The 24,884-nt window shown below is 60.8% G+C and carries 24 protein-coding genes and 1 pseudogene; 8 read left to right on the top strand and 17 right to left on the bottom strand.

Going from position 1 to position 24,884, the window contains the following annotated elements:
* The first annotated feature begins 10 nt into the window (after positions 1–10).
* The 6 genes from QMO80_RS29885 to lpdA all read left to right on the top strand — a co-directional run bounded on the left by QMO80_RS29885 (position 11) and on the right by lpdA (position 7,285).
* Positions 11–1,198, top strand: a complete 1,188-nt coding sequence (locus QMO80_RS29885; protein ID WP_283201459.1) for an acetyl-CoA C-acyltransferase — start codon at positions 11–13, stop codon at positions 1,196–1,198.
* Between the two features lie 14 nt (positions 1,199–1,212).
* Positions 1,213–2,340, top strand: a complete 1,128-nt coding sequence (locus tag QMO80_RS29880; protein ID WP_283201458.1) for an acyl-CoA dehydrogenase family protein — start codon at positions 1,213–1,215, stop codon at positions 2,338–2,340.
* Between the two features lie 63 nt (positions 2,341–2,403).
* On the top strand, positions 2,404–3,636 hold the full coding sequence (locus QMO80_RS29875; RefSeq protein WP_283201457.1) for a 3-methyl-2-oxobutanoate dehydrogenase (2-methylpropanoyl-transferring) subunit alpha: 1,233 nt from the start codon (positions 2,404–2,406) through the stop codon (positions 3,634–3,636).
* 1 nt (position 3,637) lies between these two features.
* Positions 3,638–4,651: an alpha-ketoacid dehydrogenase subunit beta gene (locus QMO80_RS29870; protein WP_283201456.1), complete on the top strand. Its 1,014-nt coding sequence runs from the start codon at positions 3,638–3,640 to the stop codon at positions 4,649–4,651.
* 3 nt (positions 4,652–4,654) lie between these two features.
* Positions 4,655–5,884 carry a dihydrolipoamide acetyltransferase family protein gene (locus QMO80_RS29865; RefSeq protein ID WP_283201455.1) on the top strand — a complete coding sequence of 410 codons (1,230 nt, stop codon included), beginning with the start codon at positions 4,655–4,657 and terminating at the stop codon, positions 5,882–5,884.
* 3 nt (positions 5,885–5,887) lie between these two features.
* Positions 5,888–7,285, top strand: coding sequence for a dihydrolipoyl dehydrogenase (gene lpdA / locus QMO80_RS29860; protein ID WP_283201454.1), 1,398 nt, complete (start codon positions 5,888–5,890; stop codon positions 7,283–7,285).
* 49 nt (positions 7,286–7,334) lie between these two features.
* On the opposite strand, the gene QMO80_RS29855 is transcribed toward lpdA, so the two are convergent.
* Positions 7,335–8,096 carry a slipin family protein gene (locus tag QMO80_RS29855; protein ID WP_283201453.1) on the bottom strand — a complete coding sequence of 254 codons (762 nt, stop codon included), beginning with the start codon at positions 8,094–8,096 and terminating at the stop codon, positions 7,335–7,337.
* A gap of 28 nt (positions 8,097–8,124) precedes the next feature.
* Positions 8,125–9,528: a nodulation protein NfeD gene (locus tag QMO80_RS29850; RefSeq protein WP_283201452.1), complete on the bottom strand. Its 1,404-nt coding sequence runs from the start codon at positions 9,526–9,528 to the stop codon at positions 8,125–8,127.
* A 521-nt stretch (positions 9,529–10,049) separates the two neighbouring features.
* Between QMO80_RS29850 and QMO80_RS29845 the strand changes: the two genes are divergently transcribed.
* A complete protein-coding gene (locus QMO80_RS29845; protein WP_283201451.1) occupies positions 10,050–10,571 on the top strand; it encodes a tetratricopeptide repeat protein in 522 nt (173 codons plus the stop codon).
* Positions 10,572–10,680: 109 nt separating this feature from the next.
* Here QMO80_RS29845 and QMO80_RS29840 read toward each other — a convergent pair whose 3' ends face one another.
* The 14 genes from QMO80_RS29840 to QMO80_RS29775 all read right to left on the bottom strand — a co-directional run bounded on the left by QMO80_RS29840 (position 10,681) and on the right by QMO80_RS29775 (position 23,565).
* Complete coding sequence (locus QMO80_RS29840) at positions 10,681–11,250, bottom strand: hypothetical protein (protein ID WP_283201450.1); 570 nt, start codon at positions 11,248–11,250, stop codon at positions 10,681–10,683.
* Between the two features lie 62 nt (positions 11,251–11,312).
* Positions 11,313–12,617, bottom strand: a complete 1,305-nt coding sequence (locus QMO80_RS29835; protein WP_283201449.1) for an AAA family ATPase — start codon at positions 12,615–12,617, stop codon at positions 11,313–11,315.
* A gap of 15 nt (positions 12,618–12,632) precedes the next feature.
* Positions 12,633–13,577 carry a type II secretion system F family protein gene (locus QMO80_RS29830; protein ID WP_283201448.1) on the bottom strand — a complete coding sequence of 315 codons (945 nt, stop codon included), beginning with the start codon at positions 13,575–13,577 and terminating at the stop codon, positions 12,633–12,635.
* A gap of 7 nt (positions 13,578–13,584) precedes the next feature.
* Positions 13,585–14,538: a type II secretion system F family protein gene (locus QMO80_RS29825; protein WP_283201447.1), complete on the bottom strand. Its 954-nt coding sequence runs from the start codon at positions 14,536–14,538 to the stop codon at positions 13,585–13,587.
* The gene (locus tag QMO80_RS29820) at positions 14,535–15,983 is read right to left on the bottom strand and encodes a CpaF family protein (protein WP_283201446.1); all 1,449 of its coding nucleotides are present in this window, start codon (positions 15,981–15,983) and stop codon (positions 14,535–14,537) included. The genes QMO80_RS29825 and QMO80_RS29820 overlap by 4 nt, the downstream gene beginning before the upstream one ends.
* Positions 15,984–15,999: 16 nt before the next feature.
* Positions 16,000–16,572 carry a L,D-transpeptidase gene (locus QMO80_RS29815; RefSeq protein WP_283201445.1) on the bottom strand — a complete coding sequence of 191 codons (573 nt, stop codon included), beginning with the start codon at positions 16,570–16,572 and terminating at the stop codon, positions 16,000–16,002.
* Positions 16,569–17,711: a pilus assembly protein gene (locus QMO80_RS29810; protein WP_283201444.1), complete on the bottom strand. Its 1,143-nt coding sequence runs from the start codon at positions 17,709–17,711 to the stop codon at positions 16,569–16,571. Before QMO80_RS29810 ends, QMO80_RS29815 begins: the two co-directional genes overlap by 4 nt.
* A gap of 25 nt (positions 17,712–17,736) precedes the next feature.
* Positions 17,737–18,363 carry a TadE/TadG family type IV pilus assembly protein gene (locus QMO80_RS29805; protein WP_283201443.1) on the bottom strand — a complete coding sequence of 209 codons (627 nt, stop codon included), beginning with the start codon at positions 18,361–18,363 and terminating at the stop codon, positions 17,737–17,739.
* Positions 18,357–18,836, bottom strand: coding sequence for a TadE/TadG family type IV pilus assembly protein (locus tag QMO80_RS29800; protein WP_283201442.1), 480 nt, complete (start codon positions 18,834–18,836; stop codon positions 18,357–18,359). Before QMO80_RS29800 ends, QMO80_RS29805 begins: the two co-directional genes overlap by 7 nt.
* Positions 18,833–20,437 carry a TadE/TadG family type IV pilus assembly protein gene (locus tag QMO80_RS29795; RefSeq protein WP_283201441.1) on the bottom strand — a complete coding sequence of 535 codons (1,605 nt, stop codon included), beginning with the start codon at positions 20,435–20,437 and terminating at the stop codon, positions 18,833–18,835. The genes QMO80_RS29800 and QMO80_RS29795 overlap by 4 nt, the downstream gene beginning before the upstream one ends.
* Positions 20,438–20,528: 91 nt before the next feature.
* Entirely contained in the window at positions 20,529–20,834 is a 306-nt protein-coding gene (locus tag QMO80_RS29790) for a hypothetical protein (protein WP_283201440.1), read from the bottom strand.
* A complete protein-coding gene (locus QMO80_RS29785) occupies positions 20,818–22,308 on the bottom strand; it encodes a type II and III secretion system protein family protein (RefSeq protein ID WP_283201439.1) in 1,491 nt (496 codons plus the stop codon). Before QMO80_RS29785 ends, QMO80_RS29790 begins: the two co-directional genes overlap by 17 nt.
* 54 nt (positions 22,309–22,362) lie before the next feature.
* Positions 22,363–23,268 carry a Flp pilus assembly protein CpaB gene (gene cpaB, locus QMO80_RS29780; protein ID WP_283201438.1) on the bottom strand — a complete coding sequence of 302 codons (906 nt, stop codon included), beginning with the start codon at positions 23,266–23,268 and terminating at the stop codon, positions 22,363–22,365.
* Positions 23,269–23,367: 99 nt separating this feature from the next.
* The gene (locus QMO80_RS29775) at positions 23,368–23,565 is read right to left on the bottom strand and encodes a Flp family type IVb pilin (protein ID WP_283201437.1); all 198 of its coding nucleotides are present in this window, start codon (positions 23,563–23,565) and stop codon (positions 23,368–23,370) included.
* Positions 23,566–23,823: 258 nt separating this feature from the next.
* Between QMO80_RS29775 and QMO80_RS29770 the strand changes: the two genes are divergently transcribed.
* The gene (locus tag QMO80_RS29770; RefSeq protein ID WP_283201436.1) at positions 23,824–24,360 is read left to right on the top strand and encodes a prepilin peptidase; all 537 of its coding nucleotides are present in this window, start codon (positions 23,824–23,826) and stop codon (positions 24,358–24,360) included.
* Between the two features lie 75 nt (positions 24,361–24,435).
* Here the strand turns inward: QMO80_RS29770 and QMO80_RS29765 are convergent.
* Positions 24,436–24,675: pseudogene (locus QMO80_RS29765) on the bottom strand (helix-turn-helix domain-containing protein); the annotation flags it as partial.
* Between the last annotated feature and the right edge of the window lie 209 nt (positions 24,676–24,884).

Raw genomic sequence — 24,884 nt, 5'->3', positions numbered from 1 at the left:
AGGAGGAAAGATGGCATTGCAGGACCCTATCGTCATCACCGGCGCGGCGCGCACCCCGATCGGCAGCTTTCAGGGAGAGCTGAAGGAGGCGGCCGCACCCGAGCTTGGAGCAGCGGCGATCCGCGCGGCACTTGAGCGCAGCCGCGTCGAGCCCGAGGCGATCGAGGAAGTGGTCTTCGGCTGCGTGCTGCCGGCAGGGCAAGGGCAGGCGCCGGCGCGTCAGGCGGCCATCCATGCCGGCCTGCCGTTTTCGACCGGCGCCAGCACCGTCAATAAAATGTGCGGCTCGGGCATGAAGGCGGTCATGATGGCGCACGATCTGATAGCCGCCGGCAGCGCCTCGGTGGCTGTCGCCGGCGGCATGGAAAGCATGACCAATGCGCCCTATCTCCTTGACAGGGCCCGTGGCGGCTACAGGCTCGGCCATGGGCGAGTCGTGGATCACATGTTCCTCGACGGGCTGGAGGATGCTTATGACAAGGGGCGCTTGATGGGCAGCTTCGCGGAGGATTGCGCCGAGGCCTATCAGTTCACGCGCGAGGCGCAGGACAACTACGCCATCGCCTCTCTGACGCGGGCTCAGAAGGCGATCTCCGACGGCTGTTTCGAGAGCGAGATCGTGCCGGTCACGGTGACATTGGGGAAAGCCGAGCAGGTGGCGAGCCGCGACGAACAGCCAGGGAAGGCGAGGCTCGACAAGATCCCGACGCTGAAACCGGCTTTCCGCGACGGCGGTACGGTGACCGCGGCGAATTCCAGCTCGATCTCCGACGGCGCGGCAGCCCTGGTACTGATGCGCCGCTCCGAGGCCGAGCGTCGCGGCCTGACGCCGCTCGCCACGATCCTCGGCCACGCCACCCATTCGCAGGCGCCTAATCTTTTCGCCACCGCGCCGATCGGCGCGCTGCAGAAGCTTTCCGACCGGACCGGCCTGGCGCTCTCGGATGTCGATCTTTTCGAGATCAACGAGGCCTTCGCCGTCGTCGCCATGGCGGCGATGCGCGATCTCGACTTGCCGCATGAAAAGGTCAACGTCCATGGCGGCGCCTGCGCGCTCGGCCATCCGATCGGCGCGTCGGGCGCCCGGATCCTGGTGACGTTGCTTTCGGCGCTGGAGCGCTACAGCCTGAAACGCGGCATGGCGGCGCTCTGCATCGGCGGCGGCGAGGCGACGGCTGTCGCCATCGAGCGGCACTAGCGGGGAGGCGGCAGATGATCCTTTCCGACCTCCAACAGCAGATCTCCGATCTTGCTCGCGACTTTGCCCGCGACCGGCTGGCGCCGGGGGCGGCCAAACGCGACCGGGAACATCTTTTCCCGCGCGAGGAACTGAAGGAGATGGGCGAACTCGGTCTGCTCGGCATGCTGGTGCCGGAGGCCTATGGCGGCTCGGATACCGGTGTCGTCGCCTATGCCGCGGCCCTCGAGGAGATTGCCGCGGGCGACGGGCCCTGTTCGACGATCATGAGCGTGCACAGCTCCGTCGGCTGCGTGCCGATCCTGAAATTCGGCACCGAGGAGCAGCGGCAGCGCTTCCTGCCGAAACTGGCGAGCGGCGAATGGATCGGCGGTTTTGCGCTGACCGAGCCGCAGGCGGGATCCGACGCCTCGAACCTGAAGACCCGGGCGCGGCGTGACGGTAACCACTATGTGATCGACGGCGCCAAGCAGTTCATCACCTCGGGAAAGAACGGCAATGTCATCATCGTCTTTGCCGTCACCGATCCTGATGCCGGCAAGAAGGGCATCACCGCCTTCATCGTGCCGACGGAGACGCCGGGCTACGAGGTGATCCGCGTCGAGGAAAAGCTCGGCCTGCATTCCACCGATACCTGCCAGATTGCCTTCAACGCCATGCGCATCCCTGCAGAATTGAGGCTCGGGGCGGAAGGCGAAGGTTACCGCATAGCGCTCGCCAATCTCGAGGGCGGGCGGATCGGCATCGCGGCGCAGGCGGTCGGCATGGCGCGGGCGGCCTTCGAGGCGGCGCGCGACTACGCCCGCGAGCGTACCGCCTTCGGCAAGCCGATTTTCGAGCATCAGGCCGTCGCCTTCCGCCTTGCGGATATGGCGATGCGGATCGAGGCGGCGCGCCAACTGGTCTTCCATGCCGCCGCCTTGAGGGAGGCGGAATTGCCTTGTCTGTCGGAGGCCTCGATGGCGAAGCTCTTTGCCTCCGAAATGGCCGAGCGCGTCTGCTCCGACGCGATTCAGATCCACGGAGGCTACGGCTACATGGCCGACTATCCGGTCGAGCGCATCTATCGTGATGTGCGCATCTGCCAGATCTATGAGGGAACGAGTGACGTGCAGCGCATGGTGATCGCCCGCAATCTATAAGAACCATACTGGCCCTGCTTCCGGGGAGGGGAGCTTGGCCGGCAAAGGGAGGAAAGAAAAGACATGGTGGATTCCGCTCCGTTGAGCCTGCACGTCCCCGAACCCGCCGTCCGTCCGGGCGGCCAGCCCGATTTTTCCAACGTCAAGATCGCCAAGGCCGGTTCGGTGTCGCGGCCGGAGGTCGATGTCGCCTCCGAGGATATCCGCGATCTCGCCTATTCGATCATCCGCGTCCTGAACCGTGACGGCGAGGCGGTCGGACCTTGGGCGGGGTCGCTCTCCGATGAGGAATTGCTGACCGGGCTTCGCAACATGATGAAGCTGCGCGCCTTCGACGCCCGCATGCTGATGGCGCAGCGCCAGGGCAAGACCTCCTTCTACATGCAGCATCTCGGTGAAGAGGCCGTCAGCTGCGCCTTCCGCAAGGCGCTCATCAAGGGGGACATGAATTTCCCGACTTATCGCCAGGCGGGCCTCCTGATCGCCGATGATTATCCGATGGTCGAGATGATGAACCAGATCTACTCGAACGAGAGCGACCCCTTGCGCGGCCGGCAGCTGCCGATCATGTATTCGTCCAAGGAGCACGGCTTCTTCACCATCTCCGGCAATCTCGCCACCCAATATGTGCAGGCCGTCGGCTGGGCGATGGCCTCGGCGATCAAGAACGACAGCCGCATCGCCGCCGCCTGGATCGGTGACGGATCGACGGCGGAATCCGACTTCCACTCGGCGCTCGTCTTTGCCTCGACCTACAAGGCCCCCGTCATCCTCAACATCGTCAACAATCAATGGGCGATCTCGACCTTCCAGGGCATTGCCCGCGGCGGCTCCGGCACCTTTGCCGCCCGCGGCCTCGGCTTCGGCATTCCGGCGCTCAGGGTAGACGGCAACGACTATCTCGCCGTCCATGCCGTCGCCCGCTGGGCGGCCGAGCGGGCGCGGCGCAATCTCGGCCCGACGCTGATCGAATATGTCACCTATCGCGTCGGTGCCCATTCGACCTCCGACGATCCGAGCGCCTATCGGCCGAAGACGGAATCGGAGGCCTGGCCGCTCGGCGATCCCGTGCTGCGGCTGAAGAAACATCTGATCGTCAAGGGCGCCTGGTCGGAGGAGCGGCACGTGCAGGCGGAAGCCGAAATTATGGACGAGGTCATCGAGGCGCAACGGCAGGCCGAGGCGCATGGCACCCTGCATGCCGGCGGCAGGCCCTCGGTGCGCGACATTTTCGAGGGCGTCTATGCCGAGATGCCGGCGCATATCCGCCGCCAGCGGCAGAAGGCGGGATACTGACATGGCCAGGATGACGATGATCGAGGCGGTGCGCAGCGCCATGGATGTGTCGATGGCGAAGGACGACAATGTGGTGGTCTTCGGCGAGGATGTCGGCTACTTCGGCGGCGTCTTCCGCTCGACGCAAGGCCTGCAGGCAAAATACGGCAGGACGCGCTGCTTCGATACGCCGATCAGCGAATCCGGCATCGTCGGCACGGCGATCGGCATGGCCGCCTACGGGTTGAAGCCCTGCGTCGAAATCCAGTTCGCCGATTACATGTATCCCGCCTATGACCAGCTGACGCAGGAGGCGGCGCGCATCCGCTACCGCTCCAACGGCGATTTCACCTGCCCGATCGTCGTGCGCATGCCGACCGGCGGCGGCATTTTCGGCGGCCAGACGCACAGCCAGAGCCCGGAAGCGCTCTTCACCCATGTCTGCGGGCTGAAGGTGATCGTGCCGTCCAATCCTTATGACGCGAAAGGCCTGCTGATCGCGGCGATCGAGGACCCTGATCCCGTCATGTTCCTGGAGCCGAAGCGGCTCTATAACGGCCCCTTCGACGGCCATCACGAGCGGCCGGTGACGCCCTGGTCGAAACACGATCTCGGCGAAGTGCCCGACGGCCATTACACCATCCCGATCGGCAAGGCCGAGGTGCGGCGCGAGGGATCGGCGGTGACTGTGGTTGCCTATGGCACCATGGTGCATGTGGCGCTTGCCGCCGCCGAAGATGCCGGCATCGACGCCGAGGTGATTGATCTGAGGAGCCTGTTGCCGCTTGATCTCGATACGATCGTCAAATCGGTCACCAAAACAGGTCGCTGCGTCGTCGTGCATGAGGCGACCCTGACATCGGGCTTCGGCGCCGAGGTCGTGTCGCTGGTGCAGGAACATTGCTTCTATCATCTCGAAGCGCCTGTCGTGCGCGTCGCCGGCTGGGACACGCCCTATCCGCATGCGCAGGAGTGGGATTATTTCCCCGGTCCCGGCCGTGTCGGGCGGGCGCTTGCCGAAGTCATGGAGGCCTGAGCCGTGGGCGAATTCATCATCAAGATGCCGGATGTCGGGGAAGGGGTCGCCGAGGCCGAGCTTGTGGAATGGCACGTGAAGGCAGGAGATCCGGTTCGCGAGGACATGGTGATCGCCGCCGTCATGACCGACAAGGCGACGGTGGAAATTCCTTCTCCCGTCAACGGCACCGTCATCTGGCTCGCCGGCGAGATCGGAGACCGTATCGCGGTCAAGGCGCCGCTGGTGCGGATCGAGACGGCGGGCGATGCCGGTGAGGCTCCGCCTGTGCAGATCTCGCAGGCGCCGGTTGCGGAAACGACGAAAGTCGAGACTGCGAAGCCTGCCCCGGCCGCGCCGGCTCCTGCGGCCGCACCGGCTGAAAAGCCACTCGCCGCGCCCTCTGTGCGGCTGTTCGCCAGGGAAAGCGGCGTCGATCTCAGGCAAGTGCAGGCAACGGGGCCGGCCGGACGCATCCTGCGTGAGGATATCGAGCAGTTCCTCGCGCAGGGAGCGGCTCCGGCGGCGGCAAAGACCGGCTTTGCTAAGAAGAGGGCGACGGAGGAGATCAAGCTGACCGGCCTGCGCCGCCGCATCGCCGAAAAGATGGTGCTGTCCACCTCGCGCATTCCCCACATCACCTATGTGGAGGAGGTTGATATGACGGCGCTCGAGGAGCTGCGCGCCACCATGAACGGCGAACGCCGGCCGGGTCATCCCAAGCTGACGATTCTGCCCTTCCTGATGCGGGCGCTGGTCAAGGCGATTTCCGGGCAGCCCGAGGTCAACGCTACCTTCGATGACGATGCCGGCATCATCACCCGTCATAGCGCCGTCCATATCGGCATCGCCACGCAGACGCCGGCCGGTTTGACCGTCCCTGTCGTGCGGCATGCGGAAGCCCGCGGCATTTGGGATTGCGCCGCCGAAATCGGCCGGCTGGCGGAAGCGGCCCGCTCGGGCACGGCGACGCGCGACGAGCTTTCCGGTTCCACTATCACCATCAGTTCGCTGGGCGCGCTCGGTGGCATCGTCTCGACGCCCGTCATCAACCACCCCGAGGTGGCGATCATCGGCGTCAACAAGATCGCCACACGGCCTGTCTGGGACGGCACGCAGTTCGTGCCGCGCAAGATGATGAACCTCTCCTCCAGCTTCGATCATCGCATCATAGACGGTTGGGATGCGGCGACCTTCGTCCAGCGCATCCGCACGCTCCTCGAAACACCGGCGCTCATTTTCATCGAAGGCTGATCCATGAAAGAAATTATCTGCAAGCTCCTTGTCATCGGCGCCGGCCCGGGCGGCTATGTCTGCGCCATCCGCGCCGGCCAGCTCGGCATCGATACCGTCATCGTCGAGGCCGGAAAGCCGGGCGGCACCTGCCTGACGGTCGGCTGCATTCCCTCCAAGGCGTTGATTCATGCCGCCGAGGAGTTTGACGCCACGCGGAAAATGCTTGCCGGCAAGAACCCGATGGGCATTCGCGTCGACGGCGCCGCGATCGATCTTGGCAGGACGATCGCCTGGAAGGACGGCATTGTTGGCCGGCTGACAGGCGGCGTCTCGGCGCTCTTACAGAAGGCACGGGTGAAGATCGTCCACGGCCGCGCCCACTTTCGCGACGGCAAGACCGTGGAGGTCGAGACGGAAACCGGCCAGCAGATCATCCGCGCCGAGACCGTGGTCATCGCCACCGGCTCCGATCCGGTGGAGCTTGCCAACCTGCCTTTCGGCGGCCGCGTCATTTCCTCGACCGAGGCGCTGTCACTGACGGAGCTGCCCAAGAAGCTCCTGGTGGTCGGCGGCGGATATATCGGGCTGGAACTCGGCACGGCTTTCGCCAAAATGGGATCGGAAGTCACGGTCGTCGAGGCGACGCAACAGGTGCTGCCGCTCTATGACGCCGAGCTGGTGCGACCGGTCCTGCGCAAGCTGACCGAAAGCGGGATCCGGGTGCTCACAAGTGCGAAGGCCATGGGTCTTGCCGACAGTGGGGAGGCATTGCTTGTCGAAACATCCGATGGCCGGCGGGAGACCCTGCCGGCCGAGCGCATCCTCGTTACCGTTGGCCGCCGCCCGCGAACGGCAGGCTCCGGCCTCGAGGAACTCGATCTCGATCGCGCCGGCCCTTATCTGAGGATCGACGACCGCTGCCGCACCTCGATGCGTGGGATCTATGCGATCGGCGACGTGACCGGCGAGCCGATGCTGGCCCATCGAGCGATGGCGCAGGGCGAAATGGTGGCGGAGATCATCGCCGGCAAGAAGCGGGCCTGGGACAAGCGCTGCATTCCCGCCATCTGCTTCACCGATCCCGAAATCGTCAGCGCCGGCCTCTCGCCGGCGGAGGCGAGGGCGCAAGGCTATGAGATTCGCACCGGCCAGTTTCCGTTCAGCGCCAACGGACGAGCGATGACCATGCTGTCCGAAGAGGGTTTCGTGCGCGTTGTCGCCCGCGCCGATACCAATCTGGTTCTCGGCCTGCAGGCGGTGGGGGCCGGTGTCTCCGAACTCTCGGCGGTCTTTGCGCTGGCGATCGAGATGGGCGCGCGCCTGGAAGACATCGCCGGGACCATCCACGCCCATCCGACCCGCAGTGAAGCGGTCATGGAGGCAGCGCTAAAAGCTTTGGGGAACGCTTTGCATATCTGAGCCGAGCTGGCCAAGAAGGGATGGCGGCCAGGCTATGCCCTTCGGTCGATCATTTCGGCTTATTGGCCATCAGGTTCCCGAGCTCCATCGGGAAGGGAAATAAGATCGTCGACGTCTTCTCGCCGGCGATGACGTTCAAAGTGCTCAAGTAACGAAGTTGCATCGCCTCCGGCTGCTTGGCCAGTATTTCTGCCGCCTCCAGCAGCTTCGCGGCCGCTTGCTGTTCGCCCTCGGCATTGATGACCTTTGCGCGGCGTTCGCGTTCGGCTTCCGCTTGGCGGGCAATTGCACGAACCATCGACTCGTTGATGTCAACATGTTTGATCTCGACAGTGGCTACTTTGATTCCCCAAGCGTCCGTCTGAGCGTCGAGGATTTCCTGAATATCCGAGTTGAGCCTGTCACGTTCGGCCAGCATCTCATCGAGGTCGTGCTTGCCGAGCACGGAGCGCAACGTCGTCTGGGCAAGCTGGCTTGTTGCCATCATGAAATCCTCGACCTGTATTGTCGACTTCTCGGGGTCGATAACCCTGAAATAGATCACCGCGCTGACACGAACCGAGACATTGTCATGTGAGATGACGTCCTGGCTGGGGACATCGAGGACCCGCGTGCGCAAGTCGACCCGGATCATCTGCTGGACATAGGGGATGAGCAGAATCAAGCCGGGTCCCTTGACTCCGGTAAAGCGGCCAAGTGTGAACACGACGCCGCGTTCATATTCCCTCAGGATCTTAACCGCGGATGCGAGGATGGCGACCAAAATAACAATGATCACCAAATAGAAGGCAAGATCTGCAAACATATCCATGACTTCTCCTCCTGCTTCCGGAGTGCCGTTAAGGGTCCTTGGGATGGCTGGCGACCTCGAGCGCCAGCCCAGTGCGGCCGATCACGCTGACAAGGTCACCAGCAACAAGTGGTTCGGCGGAAACCGCCTTCCAGCGTTCGCCATGCGCAATGACGTACCCCGTCAGCCCCGTCCAACTCTCAACTTTACCTGATATGCCGATCATCTCCTCTGCTCCGGTGGCAACCCGGCGCAAGCGCGAGGTGAATGCCAGGCGAGCAACGACAAGGCTAAAGGCAAGAGTGGCGAACGCAATTGCGCCCAGTAGGGGGCGCGACACTTTCAGGCCGGGTATATCGGTATCAAACAAAATGGTTGCTCCCAGGATCACGGCTACCCCGCCGCCAATGCCCAAAGCGCCGAAGCTTGCCGAATGCGCCTCGGCTAGAGTCAATCCGACACCGAGGAAAATAAGCCCAAGGCCGGCAAAACTCACCGGCAGCAGTGCCAGGGCATAGAGACCAAGGAGGAGGCAGATGCCGCCGATCGTGCCGGGAAGCATTGTCCCAGGTGCGAGAAATTCGAAGATCAGCCCATAGATGCCGACCATCATCAGGATGATTGCGATGTTCGGATCGGTAATGACGGAAAGCAGGCGCGTGCGCCAGTCAGGCTCGAATTCCTGCACGGCCAAACCGGCGGTATCGAGCCGGACGTCCGTTTGACCGACCCGCACCATGTGCCCTTGTGCCTTTGCAAGAAGATCGTTGACGTCAACGGCGATGAAGTCGATGGCGCGTTCGCGCACTGCCGCAGTGGATGAAAGGCTCGCAGCTTCGCGGACAGCACGCTCTGCCCAGTCGGCGTTGCGATTGCGCAATTCCGCAAGCCCGCGAATGTAAGCGACTGCGTCGTTAATGGCTTTCGCCTCGCTGGCATTGCCTGGAGCTTCCGGCTGCTTGCCACTCGGTTCGCCCGGCTTCTTTTCGGGTTCCTTATCACCGCCGAAAGGCTTTACGCCGAGCGCGATGGGTGTCGCCGCACCCAGATTGGTTCCAGGCGCCATGACCGCAATGTGGCTTGCGTAGAGAATATAGGTGCCGGCGCTGGCAGCCCGTGCCCCGCTGGGTGCGACGAAGCTTGCGACAGGCACAGGCGAGGCAAGGATCGCGCGAATGATTTCCCGCATGGAAGTGTCAAGGCCACCTGGCGTGTCCATTTGCAGGATGATCAAGACCGCTCCACGTTCACCGGCACTCTGAATGCCTCGTACCACGTAGTCAGCTATCGCGGGTCCAATGGCGCCGTTCACCTTGAGGACGACAGAAGCGCGGTCGGACGCCGACGGTGCGACGAAGGCCAAAGCTGAGAGCAGCAAAAACAACAAAGTGAAGATTGGCGGTTGCCATCGCCAACATCTCAATCCCCGCGTGACAATCTGCGGAATGTACATAATGTCTAATATATGGCGGAAATTACAAAGAGAAAGAAAGAGGCGTCTCGGGATTTACGAACATGCGAAGAACGCCGAGACTCTGCCGATCGTTATCGAGCAGGGGCGGTTCCGCCCCTTTTTATCACGGCGATATTGTGCGCTTGATGATTCTCACATGGCCGCAGATGCAAGCCGAAAACACGGATATGAAAAAGATCGATGCGATCGCGTAGGCCAGTGACGGGCCAAGTCGCATCAGCGTGAAAATAGCGGTCCGTATACGACGCTCCATCCCCTGGCCTGAAAAGCAGGGTAGGCGACGTTGATTAATTTTCCACTCTGAGAATCGCCGGACACATGATACCAACTCTGGGTGGGTAGGGGTTTATCGTCTTGGCGCCTTCCGCGCGAAGACCGCATCTGTCGCTTTTTGTGACTGTTTGCTAAAATTCTCGAGTTATTAGCTTTTTTTGACGATGATCTCAGGTGAACGCATCCGGATCTTTGGTAAGAATGTCTGATGGGGGATCAAATTGCCAATGTTGCAGATCAGAGCTGGGACTAAATGCATCGCGTTTTTGATGGCGGCGGGAGCGATCTTGGCTGGTTGCCAATCATCCAGCGATGGTCTCGCTGCCTATGGCGATAGTGCAAAGACCCTCGAGGATGACTCAGCCGTCGCCTTCTATAAGAACGACGAATTGATCACCAACGGCAAACTGCAGTTTCAGGAAAAGAACTACGGAAAATCCTACGCCATCTACAAGCGCGCGGTTGACGTTTTTCCGCAAGATCCGGCCGCCTGGCTGGGCCTGGCAGCCTCCGCCGACATGGTTGCCCGCTTCGACACCTCCGACCGCGCCTACCAGCAACTCTCGCGAATGATCGGCAACACCCCAGTCTACTACAACAATATCGGATATTCTCACCTATTACGCGGCGACTTGCGCACTGCCCGACGGTATTTCCTGAAAGCTTATGAGCTTGATCCCGGAAACGAAGTCACTGCCCGCAATCTCGAATTGATGAAGAACAGCGTGAATTACGCTCAGCGGGGATAGGCTCTACAGCGATCGACAACTGCGTCGAGATAAGACCGCTCTCGCCGGTCGCGCGGCGTCGCCTGGCGGCGTCCACCGATTGCTTTAAAGATTTCGGCGAAGTCGATGGTTACCGAGCCTTCCGAAGGATGAGCTGGCCTTCCGGCGAGAGTGTGCGTTCGTAACGCGGCAGGTTATTGACGGCAATGCCCCCGGCTTCGATTGATGCAAGGGTGCTATCCGAAGTTTGAGTTTCCGCCGGCACGGCGCGGGGTGCGAAAAATTGCGCTGGTTCCTTGCCAGGCGCGCTCAGGACCAAAGCCGAACCCATGCGTGTGCCGCTTGTGTCGTTGCGCATCCGTTCATTCGTCGAAAGTATCGCCTTTTGCAGGCTTTCCATCTCCTGACGGATAACTGCGAGTTCGTCGGCCTTGGCATTGCCAGCGATCTTGTCCGACTGCTTTTCCATTTGTCCTCTGAGGCCATCGATGGACCTTTTAAGCGCGGCGATGGTCTCGCGGCTCTCGCGAACATCGGCCGAGTTTTTGGCGGTATAGATGAGAACGCCAGCATTCACGGGCAAGAGCATGAGAAGCAGACCCACGAGGAGCGGGTTTTTTGAGGGTCTCGGCTCAATTACTCGCATATCGCTTGGTCTCGGGCCGCCGACTTCGCCGTCGATGCTCGGGATGCTGGTCATTCGTTTACTCCCCCGTAAGTCGTTCATTGGATAGGTTCAGGGACGCCGGGCTCAGCGCCGCATTATTCCGATGTGAATACGCCTTCCCACGCGCGCTCCAGCATATCGAGCGATGCGATTCTCGCTATGCCGTTGAAATCGCAGTAAGAGCCGACGAAATCCAAAAGATATTTCGGATGATAGCAAGAGGCCAGCACATCGCCTTTGTACTTGCGATCGTAGAACAGATTCAGGTCCGGATCACAGACAACCAATCCGGTGCCGCCGGCATAGGATCTGAAAATTCTGATATATTCGTCGCGCGACGGCGTGTTGACAAAGATCTTGTACTTGAGGCGCCGTAAGCCTGCCTCATCGGAAAGGTCCTTCGGTGCGATATTCGTCGAAAATACGACCAGTTCGTCAAAGGGAACCTTGAATTTCTTGCCGGTATGCAGCGTCAGGAAGTCATAGCCGCGCTCGAGCGGCACGATCCAGCGATTGATGAGCGCCTGCGGCGCCACTTGTTGGCGCCCGAAGTCGTCGATGATGAAAACGCCGCCGGACGCCTTCAAGTGTATGGGCGCTTCATAGACATTGGGTCCGTCGTTGAAGGTGAGATCGAGCTGATCGAGGGTCAATTCCCCGCCCGTCTTGATCACCGGACGGCGGCATTCGATCCAACGTTGATCCGCTTTCGGATAGGAGTCTGTATCGGACTCCGACGGCGGGTGATGCACTGCCTCGTCATAGAAACTGATGACATGGCCGCCGACCTCGATGGCATAAGGCACCCAGATTGTTTGGCGAAACAGCTGTGACGTCCGCTCGGCGATGCTCGTCTTTCCGTTTCCGGGTGGCCCGTAAAGCAGGATAGATCGACCGGAGTTCAGGGCCGGGCCGAGTTTTTCGACCAAGGCGTCTGCGAGCACCAGCCCGTCAAGACTCTCGGTCAGCCGCTCCGGGGTCACGCGCTCGTCATGGATGGATTGCAAACCGACTTGTCGGCAGAACGCGTCCAGCGACACCGGCGCGGGCCCGACATATTGGCATTGACGCGAGGCCGCGTGGGCATATTCGAACCCCTTCATTGACAGCGCATATCGAACATCGGACCTCACATCCTCACCAGCCAGGCCGCGCGCCTCGAGGTATGCAAGTTTTACGAGTTCCTTGATCAGGATGTTGATGATCACTTTCGGCAGTTTCATCCGCTCAGTCAGATGAGAGGCCGTGATAGTATCCTGCTCGGCCGCGCATTTTGACGCCAGCCGAAGCAGGAACGACGGATCCAGTCCGGCTTGTTCCATGCTTGCCGGTGCGATCGGCATTCGCGGATCGAGGGAAACGATGGCATCGTTACGATTCTGTTCGAGCGAATACTGCATACGACCTCGCTTGGCTCAACCGCCGGGTTTCATGCCGATGAGAAGACTGACGACACGCATAACAACGGGTACAAGAACGATGAAAAGGCTTACCGGAAAAAGGAACGCGCCGAGCGGCAGCAGCATCTTGACGGGGAGGGCGTTTGCCTTTTCCTCGGCGCGAATAATACGGACGTCGCGCATTTCCTTGCTGTAGACCCGCAGCGTCTGGGTTACGCTGGTCCCGAGCTCCTCCGATTGGCGAAACAGAACGGAAAGGGCCCGGGCCTCGTCGATCCTCAGGCGGGTGGCAAGGTTGGCGAGCGCTTCGCGCAATCGCCGGCCGCCCCGCACTTCCAGCATCATGATCGAGAGATGCAGGCCGAAGTCCTGCCGCTTGTCGACGAATTCCCGGGCAACACGGTTTGCGGCCGCCTCGATGCTCATTCCCGCATCGAGGCAGACGATCAGCATATCCATGAAATCGGGAAAGAGGCGGCGGTACTCCCTCTCCTTGGCGGCGCCACGCCGGTCGATATAGATGTTGACGAGAATAAAGGTCGCGCCCGCAGCAAACATGGCAAGGATCAGGGTCGCGATCTGCGACATGTTCGGCGCGAGCTGGTTCAGGGCCCAGACCGCCGCGACGAGCACGCCGATACAGATCACCGCGCGAACCACCTGGAAGGTGGTCACCGCGCCGGCAGCGAAATACCCGGCCCGTATCAGCCGGTTCTGGGTGGAGTTCACATTGGTGTCACGTCGCGTAATCTCGAAATAGCGACGGATCAGGCGGTTTTCCGCCTCGCCGAGATCGGCAATCGTCGTGTCGCCAAGGTGGACCTCCTCGCCTGTAGCCGCCGAGCTCTTCGACACCCGAACCGAGACCTCGCGCTGTCGAAAAAGCAATTCCGAGGCTGCCGCAGAAAATATCAGCACTGCAAAGAAGACGATGAGGTAAATTCCATACTCACTCGACATGACCGCCTCAGTACTCGAAGTTGACCATCTTGTAGAGAATGACATTCCCGATCGCCATGACGGCCAGCAAAGCGCACACGATGGTGGTTCCGTGGCCGCTGTCCCAGACGGGATCGAAGTAGGTCGGCGACAACGCCTTGATCATCGCGTAGAGCAGAAACGGATAGACCGACATGAAGATCGCCGTGATGCGTCCTTCCGAGGAAATCGCCCTGACCTTTGCTCTCAGCATCGTCCGGTCTCGCAGCGTCTTCGAAAGGTTCTGCAGGATCTCCACGAGATTTCCGCCGGTTCCCGCCTGTACGCTCAACGATATCGCAAGCAAATTCAGATCCTCGACGCCGACCCGGTCCCCCAAGTTCACGAGGGCATCGTCCAGTGTCACGCCGTAGGTGAGTTCATCGGAGAGGAGGCCGAACTCGGTGCCGATCGGATCAGGCATCTCGCGCGCCACCAAAGCAATCGCCGCCGGCAGCGGATGGCCGGCCGCCAAGCTGCGATTGGCGACATCGAGCGCTTCAGGCAGCTTCAATTCGAATTTCTTCATGCGGCGCGCCCGGGCACGCCAGACGAAGAGTGCAGGGATGAGGAGGCAGATCAACAGAAAGACCGGTATTCTGAACAAAGTGCTCGGCACGAGGAACTGAACGACCACCCACGTCAAAAGTCCGCCAGCGATCGCGAAGAGAGCAAACCGCCTGGCATCGAACTTGATCCCCGACTGGGTGTAGAACTGCAGCAGCCGCTGCATCATGGGGCTTTGCCGCCAACTGTCGCCGGCACCGCGCTCCTTGAGCATATCGCTATAGGTCTTGCGATGATCATCGCTGACCTCGAGCAAGCTCAGCCGGTGGTTCACCGCGCGGTGGCGTTCGGATGTCTTGAAGTAGCCGCGCATGATCGCTTCGACAGCAACAAGGGCCGCTATGAAAACGGTCGCGTAAAGCAGAGTGAGGGTCATTGAACAGGTCCCGTTTGCAGCGGTTTACCCGGATCAAAAATCGCCACAGGGATCTCGATCCCGAGTTCGGCAAATTCCTCGACGAACCGCGGCCGGATGCCGGTGGCGCGGAATTCGCCATGGATCCGCCCGCCTTCATCGGTGCCGATTTTCTTGAATTTCATAATCTCCTGCATCTGCACGACTTCGCCCTCCATGCCGGTGATCTCGGAAATCGAGACAACTTTGCGGCTGCCGTCGCTCAGGCGCTGCACCTGCACGATGATGGTGATGGCGGACGAGATCTGCGAGCGAATGCTCAACTGCGACATCGGCATCCCGGCCATGCCGACCATCTGCTCGAGCCGGCCGACGGCGTCGCGAGGCGTGTTGGCGTGAATGGTCGTCATCGATCCCTCATGACCGGTATTCATCGCCTGCAGCATGTCGAATGCCTCGTCGCCGCGCACTTCGCCGACGATGATGCGGTCGGGACGCATGCGCAGGGCGTTTTTCAAGAGTTCGCGTTGACGGATCTCGTTGCGCCCGTCGAGCGTCGGCGGCCGGGTTTCCAAACGCCCGACATGTGGCTGCTGCAGTTGAAGCTCGGCCGCATCCTCGATGGTGATCAGGCGTTCCTTTGGAGAAATCTGCGAGGAGAGAGCGTTGAGCAAGGTGGTCTTGCCGGAGCCGGTGCCGCCTGAAATGACCATGGACACCTTGCCCTTGACCGCGGCGCTGAGAAGGATGCGCATCGCATCGGCCATGGCGCCATATTGCACGAGGCGCTCCAATGTCAGCGGCTTGCGGGTGAATTTGCGAATGGAAACGAGCGGACCATCGACCGAGATCGGCCTGATGGCGACGTTGACACGTGAGCCATCCTTGAGGCGGGCGTCAACCATCGGCGTCGACTCGTCGACGCGGCGGCCCACCGCCGAGACGATCTTGTTGATCACCCGAAGGAGATGATCCTCGTCTTTGAAACGCACGGCGGTGCTCTCGAGCTTGCCGCTCCGCTCGACATAGACGCTGTTATAGCCGTTGATGAGAATATCCGCGATCGTGTCGTCGGCCAGCAGCGGCTCGATCGGTCCGAGCCCGAGCATCTCGTCGGTGATATCGCGGATCAGATCATTGATTTCCTTGGCATTCAGCGGAAAGTTGTTGCTCCGGATATAGTCCTTGACCAACGGTCGGATTTCGGTGGCGATCTCCTCGTTGTCGAGCGTGTCGAGGATCCCGAGGTTGATACGATCGAGCAGGTAGCGGTGCAGATTGACCCGCTCGGAAACCATGTCCGGCCCGAGCGAAGCCTCTTCGCCAACCACCGTGGCGCTGTCAGAGGCCGGTTGGGCAGGCAAGTCCCGGACTGCGCCGACCAAAGACAGTTCGGCCGCCTCCTGATGTTCCCGGCTTTCAGGCTCCCGCTGCTTGTAGAAACGCCCCATGATGCCGTTCGCCATGCTTCCCACCCCTGAACTATTTTACAATCACCGTGGAACCGACCTTCACCCTCTCATAGAGATCGATGACGTCGGCATTGCTCATGCGAAAACAGCCCGACGACGCGAAACCCCCGACGGTCGACTGCTCGTTCGTTCCATGAATGCGGTAGAGCGTGTCGGTCCTGTCCTTGTAGAGATAGATCCCGCGAGCGCCCAATGGATTGAGCGGCCCGGCAGGCACCAGGTCCGGAAGTCCGGCTGAACGCGCCTTCATCTCGGCAGGCGGGCGCCAGTCAGGCCACTCAGCCTTGCGTCCAACCTTGACGGTCCCGCTCCAGCGAAATCCGTCTCGTCCGACGCCGATTTTGTAGCGGATCGCGCGTCCGCCAGAGATAACGAGATCCAGCGTACGGTTCGCGGTGACGATGACGATTGTCCCGGCCACGTAGCTTTTTTCGATTGTCACCACGGCGCTTGTCGTCGGCCCGAGGCTGCGTGGCACAAGTCCGGCTGCCGCGGCATCTCCGGCGGCGGCCAGAATTGCCAGAACGGCAAGGCCGGCACCGGCGGCGCGGGATCTTATGCGCCCACTGTCGATCGCCTTCATCGCACCAGCGCTCCAAGTTTGCCGACCGCGGTGCAGAAGCGCGCCCGGGAATTCACTTGAAATGGCAGCACGCCGCGGTTGGCCGCCTCGCTCAAAGTATCCCAGTCATCCGCAATGACCTGCGTCGGGATATCCTTGAAGATCTTCTCCGTTTGTTGTCGGCGCACGCCGAGGCCGAAAAGCTTGGCACGGTATTTGTTGATGACGATGAATATCTGCGCCGAACTGCCCCGCAGCCGGACCAGATTGGCAAACAGATCCTTGGCTTGAGAAAGCGCAGGCACCGTCATCTCGGTGACGATGCAGATGCTGTTGACCGAAGTGAGCACATCGTATTTCCACGGCGTGTCATAATAGGGAATGTCGATGATCGTGTGGTCGCTCTCGAAGGCGGCCACGTCGAGCATACGCAGCACGAGTTCGCCGCCCTTCGGCGCCAGAAGGACGGATGGCTGCTTGAAGGAAAGCAGTGAAAAGCCACCCGAATGACGCTTTCTGACCAGATCGATGAATTCCAGATCGACCCGGGAAGGATTGGCGATGACCGGCTTCAAGTCGTAATCGTTGACGAGATTGAGATAATAGCCAAGCGTCCCGGCGCAAAAATCCGTGTCGAACAAGTCAACCCGCGGTGTGTAATTCTTGGTCGGCTGGGCCAGCACATGCGCGAGCGATGAAGCGATCATGCTGGCGCCGGCGCCGCCGACGGCTGAGACCACGGCATGCACCCGGCTGTCGCTCGCCCCGGTGCCTGGTGCATGGGTCGAAATCATGTCTATCAGTGCGCGGCGCTCGAGCGGCTTCTTCAGCCAGTCGTTGCCGTTCAGGCGGAAGAGCAGCCGCAGCGTGTCGTCCGGCAGATCTTCGGAGACGACGACGAGCGGGATGTCCCGATACTTGGTGCGAAACGCGAAGAGTTCCTGACGCTGCAGCAATTCACCATTGTCGACGTCGAGAACGATCAGGTTGAACTGCGTCGGATCGAACCGGCCTTTTTCACCGAGCGTCTTCAGTGCCAGATGGCGAACATCGTAGCGCGAAAGCGACCCGAACGTATCGAGCATGAAGCTCGCTGCAGCCGCGTCGTCGGAGAGGACCAGGATCTTGGTGGATGCGGCAATGTTCATGTGAGCTGTCATTTCGCTTTCCTACGCGTGATAAGGGTCAGCAGGTTGAGCAGGTCTTCAGGTCTTCGGTCGTGATCGTCACCGGATGGGCCGGGATGGTGATGTCGCTCAGTCCCAACAGCCCGCCGAGGATCGGCAGATCGAAGGTGATGTCGCGCACCTCCAGCCGCATCGTCAGCACGGGCCCGTCCGGCCGGCCCCAATAACCGAGCCCCGATCGCTGATAGGTGACCATCAGCTTATCCGGCGTGATGCGCCAATTGAGGTCGCAAATACCGGGGTGAGGATCGGTTCCTGGTTGGCAAAGGTTGTCGCTTCCCTTGACAATCCGGTTCAATGCCGCCGTGCTGCAATTCGCAAGAGCCGGTCCGCAGGTCGAGGATATCGTGGCATCGTTCGGCGCCGCTTTGCCGTTGTTGAGCGGATCGGCAGCTTCGATCGGGAAAACGGTATTGAAATTCGTCGTCAGCGGATCGGATACCGCCGCCAGACGGGCGCCATACTGCAGTGCCTTGACCGTCTGATTCCACTGCGACATGGCATAGCCGAACTCGATGAAGGCGGCGAATACCAGCATGACGATCGGAAAGGTAAGCAATGCTTCGACAAGGCTGACACCACTGCTATCCTGCCAGAATGCCTTGATTGCCCTAGAGGTCACCATCCGATGTATCTCTCTTCATGGAAGGAACTGATGGTGATGGCATCGATTCCGAGAAAGCCGAACACCGGCGAGCTCTTGTAGAGATGAGCAGTGGAAATGGTGATGTTCCCATCCGCATCGGGGGCCGAGATGGTGATGTCGGAAGGGTCCTTCCAGTCGGGGACGCGGGGTTCGGCGTTTGCCGCAGGTGTCTGCGTGCCGTAAAAGGCGATCGTCTTCGCCGTCGCCTGATTGCATGTCGGCACATAGGTTCCCGACAGCGGTCGGCATCGCGACAGGTAACGCCCGGCATCGCGCAAGCCTGCGTCGATCTGCATGCGCTGCCAGAAGATGCTGCCGAACTCCAGTATCCCCGCCGCAAAGAGCGTCACAAAGGGGATCGCCAGCAGCGCTTCGGCCAGCACCGCGCCTTCCTCCCGCCGCCAGAAGCCGAGGCAAAGCCGATGCCGGATAAAATTGCGGAGCGCCATCATCTGACCAGCTCCGCTTCTTCCCGCAGGAATTCGTCCAGCGTACCGCGGCCACCCTTGCCTGATATGTCGATCATCTCAAGGGAAAGGTATCGTTCCCCGGCATCCTTTATCGCCGGCTTGGTCAGGAACATGCGGGCGAAAGCCACGGCGCGGGTGGCCTTGTGACCGTTTAGATGGCCGACCGAGGCTTCATAGCCGCAATTGACGATGGCCGAGAAGATCTCGCGGCGATCACCATATTCGGCCGCCGTATAGTTCGAAAGATCCGGGCCGGTATAGCACTGGCCGCCCGTTGCGGGTGTTCCTGTCTCACCATTGGCCGAGGCATGGTTGATGAGAGACGGGTTTGCAAGCTCATAACGATAAACATCGTAAGCGGAGGGTTGGCCTGGTGTTCCGGTCGCCTGCGGGGGATAACTGGAGTAATTGCTGAGCACCGTGCTCACCGAGGGCACGGCCGTTCCCTGCGCGACGTTCCAGTAGGTCGCGTACTGCCAATTGTTGGCGCTGCTGATCTTGCCGCCGGCAAGCGAGGTCATACCGGCTCCGTAGCCTAGCGGCAAAGCCTTGGTCGCATCACCGACAACATCTCCGACCGTGACTGGATCGTAGGTATCGCAGCCCTTCTTTCCCTTGCCGCTGATTGTCTGAGCGGAGCGCACGTTTTGGGCAGGTCGGTAACGGTAGTTGCCGTTCGCCTTGTTGAACGATGAGGAGTAATAGCCGAAGCGCGTATTCACGCCGTCCTCGACGGGCCCTGCCTTTGCGCCGGTCTCGGTATCGAGGCTGTCCTGTGTGTAGCAGGTACCGGGATTGCCGGTGGCAAGAGCTTCCGCCAGCACGGACGCACCGTTGCCCAAGGGGGTCCGGAGGAACCCGAAATTGCCGGGACCGGGATTGGATGCCGAAGTGCTGTGAAGCTCGATCTGCCGCCCGTAGAGATTGCCGGCCGCAAAATTGGTGTGCAGGGCCGTCGCTGCAGTTTCACTGGCGCTTTCGCTGGTGTTGCCTACCGGCTCGAACGGATTGCAGATAAAGATCGGCGTCACGTCGCAGGCGCTGGCGTGGTAGACCGCCACGGCGTCGGCAGCGATGTTGATCGTATCGCGGGTAAAACCAACAGGGATCGGAAAGATCGTCTGCATCGCCTGCGGCTTGGCGATGACCCAGGCATAGGAAGCTTCGCTGGCCACTGTCGTTTCCATCGACGACGGGATGGGCGTATCGTCATTGGCCGGAATGCTCTTCAGAAAAAGCACTTCGACCGTGCTGCCGGCATCGTTTCCGGCGTCATAGGCCACTGATATATGCGAGCCGAGCGACATGCCGGTTCCGCCCCCGGAGAAAGCCGCGCTATTGGCGATTTTCTCGATCGCCGTCTGCGCCCTCGAAATGGCATCATCGCGGCCATCGAGTTCACGGGCTCCGGCCAGCGCCATCGCATCGACCGCGTTCTGGAGATCGGTATGCAGGTTGCTGCTGCGGCCGACATCGATGACCAGCAGCGAAAAACCGAGAAGCATGGGCATGGCGATGAGCGTCAGGGCGATGACATAGCCGCGATGATCGTTCCAGAAACGTCTGACAACCCTGCTCAGCATTGGCATACCCCCATCACGGCGCTATCGCCGTGACGACCCCGTTTTGTGCATTTCCCCTCCGGCGCCTGCCGCCGTTCATGTCTTTCGCCAGCTACTGGCTGACGGTCGCCCCGTTGGACGCCCCATTCGCCCCCATGGCCGGCGAGGGCTGAACAACGCCCACCCCGCCGTTCTGGTACTGAGTGACCACCCTGTGGATCACCTTGCCGTCGCTGGCGATGTAGGTTCGCTGGGCTTCCGGCGGGAAGGGGTCCTCCGTATGGATGGCCTTGTTCGCTTCCATGGCGTTCCCCGCCCCGAAGGTGATCGTGTCACGATTGTTCATGTAGTCGGCGCAGCCGGAAGCGAGGCCCGTAGCGGCAAGGATGAGAAGGACCCGCTTAGCGTTTTGTAACAACAACCTGGCCTCCCTGGTTGAGGTCGAGACGATGACCGTAAGGCCCGGTCACACCCGTGCCATTGCGAAAGCGCCGCAGCATGTCCTTGTCGACTTCGAGAACACCGAGCGCGAAAAGCTCGGCGTCGTTGGACGAACGCGTCTGATCGAGCGGACTGTAGAGATCCTCACCCGGGCGGGCCGGTCGCACAATGTGGGGAGTGACGACGATAACGAGGTCGGATTCCTTCTTCTGGAAGCTCGTGGAACGGAACAGCGCGCCGAGGATCGGTATCTGCCCGAGGCCCGGCATCTGCTGGATGTCCTTGGCATTGATCGACTGCAGCAAGCCGGCCAAGGCAAAGCTCTGGCCGTCGCGAAGCGCTACCGTGGTGCTGGCAGCGCGCGAGATGAAACCCGGATTACCGTTGACGTTGATCGATGTATCAAGCTCGGAAACTTCGGGCTCGATCTCCAGATTGATGACGCCATCATCAAGAACCACCGGCTTGAAGGTCAGCCGCACGCCGAAGGGGCGATAGTCCGTCTCGGTGGCGACCGTCGTGCCGTTGTTCGTGGTCTTCAGGATCGGCACTTCACCGCCGGCATGGAAGCTGGCGGTCGAGCCGCTCATGGCGATGAGGTTCGGCTGCGCCAGGCGACGCACCAATCCCTTCTGCTCGAGCGCGTTGATGACCACGTCGATGTGGCCGCCCGAGATTTCCAACACCTTGGCGATCAACTGGCCGAAGGGCAGCATACCCGTTGCCGCACCCTTGGGGTCAAGGAGAGTACGGGCCAGGTTGCCGTTGTCGTCCACGGTGATACCCTGGCTGGTCGTTGCCTTGCCGATGCGGTTGTTGTTGCCGTACCCGGACCACCCGATCCCGAGGTCACGACCTGTCTGGCGCGAGGCTTCGATGATACGGACCTCCAGCATCACCTGCTGGCTGTCACTGACGCGCAACTGGTTCAGCACCGGCTGCTCGGAATAGGACTGGGCGATTTCCAGCACCCGCTGCAATTCGATCCCGTCCCGGACCACGCCTGTCAGGCGAATGCGATCGTTGGAGTTGACCACCCTGACCCGGGCCGAAGGCGCGGCGGAGCGAATGGCGGAGGCGACCTCGCTGAAATCACTGGCAACACGGATGTCGATGACACCGAGAAGCGCCTTGTCGTCGCCATAGACCGAGATATTGGTGGCGCCTGTCTTCTTGCCGCGGATGAACAGCGACCGGTCGGAAAGCGGCACCACGTCGATCATATCGGCGCTGCCGATGACCAGATCGCCGAAGGGCTGGCCGGTATTGAGCGTCAGCGTCTCGTTCGGAGGCAACGTCACATGCTGGACCGATTTGCCTAAAGTGACGGACTTTTCCTGTGCGCTGGCGCAGCCGGCAAATCCGGGCCCTAAACACACACAGGCCGAAAACACTGCCGCCAGTGCCGCAAGGCTTTTCGTCCTTGCGATTCTTCTCTTGCCGTTCGCCATGCCTGCTTTAGCCCCCCATTCGGCTAGCCGCATCTGCGGCATGCCGCCTCGATATCACTGGACAAGGCCGACTCGGTGCTCCTCGCGCTTCGTCGTGTTCCAGACACCCACTGTCACCCACTTCGGCTCGACCGGCAACGCCGGCTCTGCAATCTGCACTTGTTTTTCCGGTTCTGGCAACTTTTTATTTTCCAAGTCCTTGGCCAGCTCCGTCGCCATCGCCCCGCCACCGAGGTCGGCGACGGTGATCGGCCGGGTTTGTTCGATAGAGGAAGAGGCAACATTGCGAAGCGCCAGCGACAGCGTGCCGATACTGGAGCCGAGGGTAAGACGCTGCGCCTCGTCGGTCGTGACCTCGAAGGTGACGGTTTTGACAACGGATGGCTCGTCCTTGCGCTCGTCTGCCGTCTGGTCCACCGCCAGCACCTTGACGCCTTGCAGCAGCACGTCGACGAAGGTCTGATCATTGCCTGCCGGCCCGCGAACGACCCGGGTCAGAAGCACGTCGACGCGATCGGAGGGCCTGACGAAGCCGGCCACGCCAAGCACGTCGTTGACGCGGATGGAAACCGCCTTCATGCCCTGGTCCAGCGCCGCCGACAGCGTGGCGCGTTCGCCGGTACCAGTGATTTTCGAGGACAGCACCGGCTCGCCAGGGTCGATCGCCGCCATGGCATAACGGGGCTGGGCATCGTTGCCGACGACCGTCTCGATGCTGACGAAAGAGCCTGCGGGTGTTTCATCGGAGGGCCACGGAATGGCCCTGAGATTTTCGGGACGGATTCGATCGCCAAAGCGCAGCGGCTTGGCGGCGACGACGAGTGTCCGTTCCTCGGCCTTGATGCCGCTCATCGCCAGCAGCCGGGCCTTCTGATCGGAAAGGTACGCGCGCATGCCGAAAACTGCTGCTGCGGCGAGAACAAACGCAATAACCAAGCTAAAAATGGTTGAAGAACGCATCGCGGTTACTCGCTACACTGGACGGACTGCATCCATTCATTGATGCTAATTTAGGAGAGAGGGGTTAACAAAAACCCCTCGCTTCTTCGAACGCCAATATCAGGCGGCTGGGGCGGTCAGGTTGGTGGTGAACCAGCCTGCCCATCCGTTCCAAACGGCAGCCAGATTGGTGCCGGCCAGGGTGACCGCCCCGATCACGCCGCCAACCAGCAAGGCAAGCAGAATGAGGTATTCAGTGAGTGCGACGCCATCTTCTTCCCGCGCGAAAGCGCGTACGCTATCTACAAATGCTTTCATCGAGAATTTCCTCCAAGGTAAGTTGTGCGCCGTAATTCCCCCGGCCACTTTGTCGTCGAGACCGCCCCTTCGACTGGGAATATTAATAATCTGTTAATTCTAATTTAGTCAATCGTTTTATACATACATGAAGTGTGGTCTATACTTATGGTTAAGACGAAAAGCCAAGTAATGTCCGTAAAAGTAGTTTAATTTTTAGAAGTAAACTAGAATGCAAACTACACGTTGTGAATTGTCGTAGCCAAAAGGTTAAGTACTATGTTGCACGCAGCCGTTTTTATTAGTTCGATCTCAGTATTTGTTTTTCTCTGCGCCGCCTGGACCGATTTCCGCACATGGAAGATCCCCAACACACTCGTGCTGGCGCTCGTGACACTTTATGCACTGCGCGCGGTGGCCGTGATGCTTGGCTCCGAGGATGTCGGTGCTGCGCTCTTTGCGTCGAGCGGAATTGGCGGCGATCTCGCGGCCGGTCTGCTGATGTTTATGCTTGGGGTGGTGCTCTGGGCGTTCCGGCTGTTTGGCGCAGGAGACGCCAAGCTTTTCCTGCCGATCGGCCTTTTTGTCGGATGGCACGGAATGCTGCCGTTTTCGCTTTTGCTCCTCGTCCTCGGCATCGTGACGCTCCTGGTTCTGCGGCTGCCGGTACCGTTGCGCCTCGCACATCTCGCCTTTTTCATGCGCATCGAGGAAATCCGGGCAAGTCGGAAGGTGCCTTACGGCGTCGTCATGGTTTTCGCCATGCTGCTCACCTTGGCTTTGCCGATTATCCGACAGCTGCTGCAGCTACGGTGACCTGGTGCAGCGAAGCGGTCGTGGAGGCGGCGCTGAATATCTGATGACGCTCGAATCCGGATGCTGACGATCCCGGAGCGTCACCGCATAATCGCGAACACCATCGCTGATCCGGTTGTTCGACGGCCGGCCGATCGCCTTGTGGCGGATCGATGCCGCACCGGTCGTTCTGATACGATCCAACAGCCGCCGCACCTGGCGCTCGCTGAGAGCAAGCACATGTGACGCCGACACCATCGTCATCCGCCCGTCGGCAACCTTCGACAAAACCTCGATCCGCTGCAGCTCACGCTCGCTCATCGCAATCAGTCCCATCCGCTTGTCTCCCGCGCCATCAAACGCGGGGAGAGTGACATTCCAACTTTGCAGAAACAGGACACTTCAACTTTGCGGCTACAGGCTATGTGGCGGTCAGGTTGAAATGTCCGCGGTTGCGCAAAGTAGAAATGTCACTGGCGGCAGCCGCACGGCAGGCCGACCAGCCCCGATCTGAGCGGCTGGTCCGGGTTGCAAGATCAGATCGG

Origin of the sequence: Rhizobium sp. BT03 (assembly GCF_030053155.1) — a bacterium.
Lineage (GTDB): Bacteria > Pseudomonadota > Alphaproteobacteria > Rhizobiales > Rhizobiaceae > Rhizobium.
Note: the sequence above shows the minus strand (reverse complement) of the source record. Positions and strands in the feature narration are given on the sequence as shown.

Bases quoted from the DNA above. Each gene is read 5' to 3' on its own strand.
- QMO80_RS29870 (WP_283201456.1), top strand. From the start codon at position 3,638: ATGGCCAGGATGACGATGATCGAGGCGGTGCGCAGCGCCATGGATGTG.
- QMO80_RS29830 (WP_283201448.1), bottom strand. From the start codon at position 13,577: ATGTCGAGTGAGTATGGAATTTACCTCATCGTCTTCTTTGCAGTGCTG.
- QMO80_RS29795 (WP_283201441.1), bottom strand. From the start codon at position 20,437: ATGCTGAGCAGGGTTGTCAGACGTTTCTGGAACGATCATCGCGGCTAT.
- QMO80_RS29810 (WP_283201444.1), bottom strand. From the start codon at position 17,711: ATGACAGCTCACATGAACATTGCCGCATCCACCAAGATCCTGGTCCTC.
- QMO80_RS29850 (WP_283201452.1), bottom strand. From the start codon at position 9,528: ATGTACATTCCGCAGATTGTCACGCGGGGATTGAGATGTTGGCGATGG.
- QMO80_RS29845 (WP_283201451.1), top strand. From the start codon at position 10,050: ATGTTGCAGATCAGAGCTGGGACTAAATGCATCGCGTTTTTGATGGCG.
- QMO80_RS29815 (WP_283201445.1), bottom strand. From the start codon at position 16,572: ATGAAGGCGATCGACAGTGGGCGCATAAGATCCCGCGCCGCCGGTGCC.
- QMO80_RS29885 (WP_283201459.1), top strand. From the start codon at position 11: ATGGCATTGCAGGACCCTATCGTCATCACCGGCGCGGCGCGCACCCCG.
- lpdA (WP_283201454.1), top strand. From the start codon at position 5,888: ATGAAAGAAATTATCTGCAAGCTCCTTGTCATCGGCGCCGGCCCGGGC.
- cpaB (WP_283201438.1), bottom strand. From the start codon at position 23,268: ATGCGTTCTTCAACCATTTTTAGCTTGGTTATTGCGTTTGTTCTCGCC.
- QMO80_RS29825 (WP_283201447.1), bottom strand. From the start codon at position 14,538: ATGACCCTCACTCTGCTTTACGCGACCGTTTTCATAGCGGCCCTTGTT.
- QMO80_RS29820 (WP_283201446.1), bottom strand. From the start codon at position 15,983: ATGGCGAACGGCATCATGGGGCGTTTCTACAAGCAGCGGGAGCCTGAA.
- QMO80_RS29835 (WP_283201449.1), bottom strand. From the start codon at position 12,617: ATGCAGTATTCGCTCGAACAGAATCGTAACGATGCCATCGTTTCCCTC.
- QMO80_RS29875 (WP_283201457.1), top strand. From the start codon at position 2,404: ATGGTGGATTCCGCTCCGTTGAGCCTGCACGTCCCCGAACCCGCCGTC.
- QMO80_RS29880 (WP_283201458.1), top strand. From the start codon at position 1,213: ATGATCCTTTCCGACCTCCAACAGCAGATCTCCGATCTTGCTCGCGAC.
- QMO80_RS29840 (WP_283201450.1), bottom strand. From the start codon at position 11,250: ATGACCAGCATCCCGAGCATCGACGGCGAAGTCGGCGGCCCGAGACCA.
- QMO80_RS29855 (WP_283201453.1), bottom strand. From the start codon at position 8,096: ATGGATATGTTTGCAGATCTTGCCTTCTATTTGGTGATCATTGTTATT.
- QMO80_RS29775 (WP_283201437.1), bottom strand. From the start codon at position 23,565: ATGAAAGCATTTGTAGATAGCGTACGCGCTTTCGCGCGGGAAGAAGAT.
- QMO80_RS29800 (WP_283201442.1), bottom strand. From the start codon at position 18,836: ATGATGGCGCTCCGCAATTTTATCCGGCATCGGCTTTGCCTCGGCTTC.
- QMO80_RS29785 (WP_283201439.1), bottom strand. From the start codon at position 22,308: ATGGCGAACGGCAAGAGAAGAATCGCAAGGACGAAAAGCCTTGCGGCA.
- QMO80_RS29770 (WP_283201436.1), top strand. From the start codon at position 23,824: ATGTTGCACGCAGCCGTTTTTATTAGTTCGATCTCAGTATTTGTTTTT.
- QMO80_RS29805 (WP_283201443.1), bottom strand. From the start codon at position 18,363: ATGGTGACCTCTAGGGCAATCAAGGCATTCTGGCAGGATAGCAGTGGT.